General features: G+C 42.6%; 5 protein-coding genes. 4 read left to right on the top strand and 1 reads right to left on the bottom strand.

Translation table 11 applies throughout. The features are described from left to right. Positions 1 to 1,075: MATE family efflux transporter (locus CXF78_RS10215; protein ID WP_102036713.1), on the top strand; the 1,075-nt coding region annotated here is incomplete at its 5' end. Between the two features lie 90 nt (positions 1,076 to 1,165). Beyond that, entirely contained in the window at positions 1,166 to 1,543 is a 378-nt protein-coding gene (locus tag CXF78_RS10210; RefSeq protein ID WP_102036712.1) for a hypothetical protein, read from the top strand. A 190-nt stretch (positions 1,544 to 1,733) separates the two neighbouring features. Here CXF78_RS10210 and CXF78_RS10205 read toward each other — a convergent pair whose 3' ends face one another. Next, the gene (locus CXF78_RS10205; protein ID WP_011639079.1) at positions 1,734 to 2,381 is read right to left on the bottom strand and encodes an FxsA family protein; all 648 of its coding nucleotides are present in this window, start codon (positions 2,379 to 2,381) and stop codon (positions 1,734 to 1,736) included. A gap of 228 nt (positions 2,382 to 2,609) precedes the next feature. Between CXF78_RS10205 and cutA the strand changes: the two genes are divergently transcribed. Together cutA and CXF78_RS10195 are read left to right on the top strand one after the other, a co-directional pair. Continuing rightward, positions 2,610 to 2,936 carry a divalent-cation tolerance protein CutA gene (cutA, locus tag CXF78_RS10200; RefSeq protein WP_102036711.1) on the top strand — a complete coding sequence of 109 codons (327 nt, stop codon included), beginning with the start codon at positions 2,610 to 2,612 and terminating at the stop codon, positions 2,934 to 2,936. After that, entirely contained in the window at positions 2,933 to 4,795 is a 1,863-nt protein-coding gene (locus tag CXF78_RS10195) for a protein-disulfide reductase DsbD (RefSeq protein ID WP_102036710.1), read from the top strand. The genes cutA and CXF78_RS10195 overlap by 4 nt, the downstream gene beginning before the upstream one ends. Positions 4,796 to 4,827: the final 32 nt, after the last annotated feature.

Genomic DNA, 4,827 nt, shown 5'->3' with positions numbered 1-4,827 from the left:
TGGGGCCAACAGTGCCAGTTTGCCATTAATTAACGACTACATGTGGTACTGGTATTTAGGCGCTCCGGCATTGGTGTTGTTAATGGTGGGTAATCAAGCCTTACGCGCCACGGGTGACACCCACTCACCGGCTAAAATTATGATGTTAGCCGCGATTGTAAACTTGATCCTCGACCCGTTACTTATCTTCGGCATTGGCCCTTTTCCGCGTTTAGAAATTCAAGGCGCTGCTATTGCGACCACACTATCCTGGTTAGTGGCAATGTCATTAGCGGGCCACTTAATTATTGTAAAACGTAAACTGGTTCAGTTTACTGAGTTTGATGTGGGTCGATTAATTTTACATTGGAAAGTCTTATCCCATATTGCTCGCCCTGCCGCATTAATGAATGTGATTAATCCTATTGCCAACGGCATTATAATGGCAATGTTGGCACGGATTGATCATGCTGGTGTGGCTGCTTTTGGTGCTGGAATTAGGCTTGAGTCGGTACTGTTGATTGTGGTGATGGCACTGTCGTCGAGTTTAATGCCGTTTATTGCCCAAAATTTAGGTGCCAACCAACCTGATCGCGCCAAAAAAGCCTTATTGATGTCGTTGCGATTTGCTTTTGTATTTCAAACAATCTTGTTTATTCCGCTGTATTTCTATGCCGAACCTATCGCAAGATTGTTTACTCACGACCCACTGGTTATTGAGTGGCTGAGTTTTTATATTATGGTGTTGCCTGCCTCTTATGGGCCACTTGCCATTGTTATTATGGTTGCCACTAGCTTAAATGCTTACCATAGGCCGTTGAGTTCACTGGTGATTAACTTATGCCGCTTAATGTTATTAATGTTACCGTTGGCGGCGCTAGGCTCGTATGTTGGTGGGGTGAAAGGGATTTTATTGGCATTACCCATTGCTAATACATTGATGGGGATAGCTTGCTATTACCTTGCGACGCAAATTAGCGAACCAAAAGAGATTAAGCACACAGTGCCTTGTTCAGAGAACTCAATAGCTACAGACGACAATCAAGATGAACCAGCCGACAAAAATAAATCAGCCTCTCGCCTTGGCGAATATTAAACTGTGTTAATAATGGCTGCCACACTTGCTTTTTAAACTGTGTCGGTGGATTAATAACACTATATTACTGGTAAAAAATCTTGGTTTAACATGAAAAAATCCATTTATGCCGCCATGCTTTCTGGCATTGTTTGCCCTGGCAGTGGCCAGATTTGGCTGGGTAAAAAGCTACTCGGCTGGGGGTTTATCAGTGTCAGTGTGGTGTGTATTTTGGTGATAATGGATCAAATTATTAGCCGTGCACAAGTGATTGCGGAGCAAATTTTAGCGGGTAATATCAGTAACGATTTAACCTCCATTTATGCCGCGGTATCCAACGTAGCCCTTGACGCCAGTAACTCAACCATGCCAGCACTCACTTGGATATTTATAGCCAACTGGGGATTAAGTGTCGCCAGTGCATTTTGGTTTGGTGCTCAGCAAGATAAGCAACTCCAGCTGCAAGCCGATTCCGAGACAGAAGCATAAACAAAAACAGCCGAGCAATGCATCTGCACTAGTCGGCTGTTTTACCTTGTTTTTTTATCATGCGCTAAACGCGGCGCTCAATAAAACCAGCTCTACACATCACGGCAAATCACAGATCAAACTTGGTCTTGTTAAATAAGCTGGTATTACCATAATGTGTATTAAAATGGTGTGTCATAAGTGGTGCGTATTAAGACGGCTTGTCGTCATCTTTAGGCTTAATAGGCTCGACATCTATAATATCGTCACGATTTTCGTCATGGCGCTTATCTTTAATATCATCACGATCATTGTTAATGTCATCATCAAGATCAACTACTTCAATTTGATGGCTACGTGGACGTTCATTTTTATGTTCAAAATCACCGTCGAAGGTGTTGCCCTGTTGATCAAATGGCTTTTGCCCTGCAAATGGACCGGATTGTCCAAAAGGACTTTGTCCGCCACCAAAACCAGGAGGAATGCCACCATTAGCCACAACACGAAGTTGCATGCGTTTATATAAAAATGCCGCAATAGGAGCGCGGGTAAATGGGGTTAATAAAATTAAGCCAATAAAGTCGGTAACAAAACCAGGAATAAGCAATAACACCCCAGCAGCAGCCAACATCATACCTTCAACAATTTCTTGCCCTGGTGCCTCACCTCGGGCTAATTTTTGTTGCACGCTCATTAAAGTACTTAGGCCTTGGCTGCGTACTAATGACACACCTACAACCGCGGTAAATAACACTAGCGCGACAGTGGTCCATGAACCGATTGAGCTGGCTACTTCAATGAGTACATTGAGCTCAATAACAGGTATTAAAACAAATATTAACAATAAAATAAAAAACATATTGGCCTCTAAGGATCGCTTTTTGATAGAGTGACGACTTATAAGATAACAGAGTGGCGACCTGTAAAATAACCGTTGCCGATGAAACTTAAATGGGGGTGAACGGGTCTCTTTTCAAGACGCGTCACGAATATCACCTCAGTTTAATGAAAATGCGTTTAAAAAAGCGTACTGTGATGACCTTGCGCATGATAACAGCATTAACTTAAGTAAACTTTAAGACAACTTATGTATAAACCTGAACAGCTACTTATTTTTACCACTTGCCCAGACGCTGACATTGCTTGTCGCATTGCGACGGCATTGGTAGAGGCAAAGTTGGCGGCGTGCGTACAAATAGGCCAAGCCGTTGAGTCAGTTTATCAGTGGGACAATAACATTTGTCAGTCACACGAAGTGCCGATGCAGATAAAATGCATGACAACTGATTACCCTGCAATTGAACAACTGGTGATCACAATGCATCCTTATGAAGTACCAGAATTCATTGCCACTCCGATTATCGGTGGTTTTGGCCCTTATTTACAATGGATAAAAGACAACTCACCATCATGAAAAAACTCGTTGCCATATGCCTTACATCATTGTTAATGATGTCATCAATTTTACTCGCGCCAGCAGCACACAGTGCTAATGTGTTGAGTAATAAATTCAGCTTTTTAAGCAGCGAACCTGAGTTAATGAAGGTTAACGATGCTTTTGTGTTTGACTACCAACAACAAGGTAATCAACTCAAAATCAATTTTGTGATTGCTGAGGGCTATTATTTATATCGCGACAAGCTGCAGTTTTCGGTCGACGGTGCGGTGATTGGTGATATTGAATTACCTCATGGTAAAAACCATCACGACGAATACTTTGGCGACCAAGAGGTGTTTTACTCGTTTGTTGAAATCCCTATCGCATTTAAAGAAGCCCAAGCCGATGCGGTATTTCATGTCACCTTTATGGGTTGTGCAGAAGGTACTTTGTGTTACCCGCCCACCAAACACGATGTAACGTTAACAGCGATTGAAGCAAATGACGGCACATTAAGCAGTAAAAAAGTGATTGGTGCACCTGATGACGTGCAAGCATCGACAACGGCAACCGATGCTCCTGCAGCACCCATTACTCAGCAAGACACGTTAAACCAAATGCTGCAAAACGATAGCCTATTATGGACCTTGGTGATTTTCTTTGGTTTAGGTATTGGCTTAGCATTAACACCATGTGTGTTTCCGATGTACCCTATTTTGTCGGGCATTATTGTTGGCCAAGGTAAGAAGTTATCTACCGCTAAAGCCTTCACTCTATCAATGGCCTACGTACAAGGCATGGCGATTACCTACTCTTTATTAGGATTAGTGGTTGCCTCTGCCGGACTTAAGTTTCAAGCGGCGTTGCAACACCCAGCCATTTTGATTTTCTTAGCGGTGATGTTTGTGCTGCTAAGCTTGTCAATGTTTGGCATGTACGATTTAAAACTGCCATCGAAGTGGCAAGAAAAAATGAACTCGATGTCGAACAACCAAAAAGGTGGCAACCTTATTGGTGTGTTTATGATGGGGGTGATTTCAGGTTTAGTCGCTTCGCCTTGTACCACGGCGCCGTTATCTGGCGTGCTGATTTACGTGGCGCAGTCTGGTGATTTACTGCAAGGCTTTTTAGCGCTGTATGTACTCAGCATGGGTATGGGTTTACCGTTATTAGTGATTGGTACTTCGGGTGGCAAAATCTTACCACGCGCAGGAGCGTGGATGGACATTATTAAAACCATCTTTGGTTTCTTACTAATTTCAGTCTCGATAGTAATGATTGGCCGTATTTGGCCTGGTTTAGTGTCCGATTTACTCTGGTCATTATGGGCAATATGCTTAGTCGCTTACTTAATGCATCAAAACAGGTTGTCAGAATTTAACTGGAAACAAAGCACTCGTGGGGTATTTTTACTACTGGCTTTGATGGCAAGCTTTTCGTATGGTTTCCAAGCAATCATGACAGGTTTTGGTCATAAAACCCCAGATATTACTCAAGCGGGTGTTGAAGGAAAAACCCAAAATAAAGAGAATCATTTTATTCGTATTAAGTCGCTTGAAGACTTAGAGGTTGAATTGGATAAAGCCAGCATTAGCGGTAAAACGGTGATGTTAGATTTATACGCCGACTGGTGTGTGGCCTGTAAAGAGTTTGAAGCGATTACCTTTAAAAATAAAGATGTCGCCACGCGCATGAGCCAAATGGTGCTATTGCAAGCTGACGTAACGGCCAGCGATGACATTGATATCACCCTTTTAGAACATTATGGCGTGTTAGGTTTACCTACCTTGTTAATGTTTAATAGCGATGGCAAACAGCGTGAAGATTTACGAGTTACTGGCTTTATGGGACCAAAAGACTTTGCCGCTCATTTAGATATCCTGCTAGCAAAGTAAATTAGCGAAAGGAATTTAGCGGGTTCATTAGG

The sequence above is a fragment of the Shewanella sp. 11B5 genome (assembly GCF_002836795.1).
Taxonomy (GTDB): domain Bacteria; phylum Pseudomonadota; class Gammaproteobacteria; order Enterobacterales; family Shewanellaceae; genus Shewanella; species Shewanella frigidimarina.
Note: the sequence above shows the minus strand (reverse complement) of the source record. Positions and strands in the feature narration are given on the sequence as shown.

Excerpts from the sequence above, each read along its gene's own strand:
- CXF78_RS10210 (WP_102036712.1), top strand. The coding sequence starts at position 1,166 with ATGAAAAAATCCATTTATGCCGCCATGCTTTCTGGCATTGTTTGCCCT.
- CXF78_RS10205 (WP_011639079.1), bottom strand. The coding sequence starts at position 2,381 with ATGTTTTTTATTTTATTGTTAATATTTGTTTTAATACCTGTTATTGAG.
- cutA (WP_102036711.1), top strand. The coding sequence starts at position 2,610 with ATGTATAAACCTGAACAGCTACTTATTTTTACCACTTGCCCAGACGCT.
- CXF78_RS10195 (WP_102036710.1), top strand. The coding sequence starts at position 2,933 with ATGAAAAAACTCGTTGCCATATGCCTTACATCATTGTTAATGATGTCA.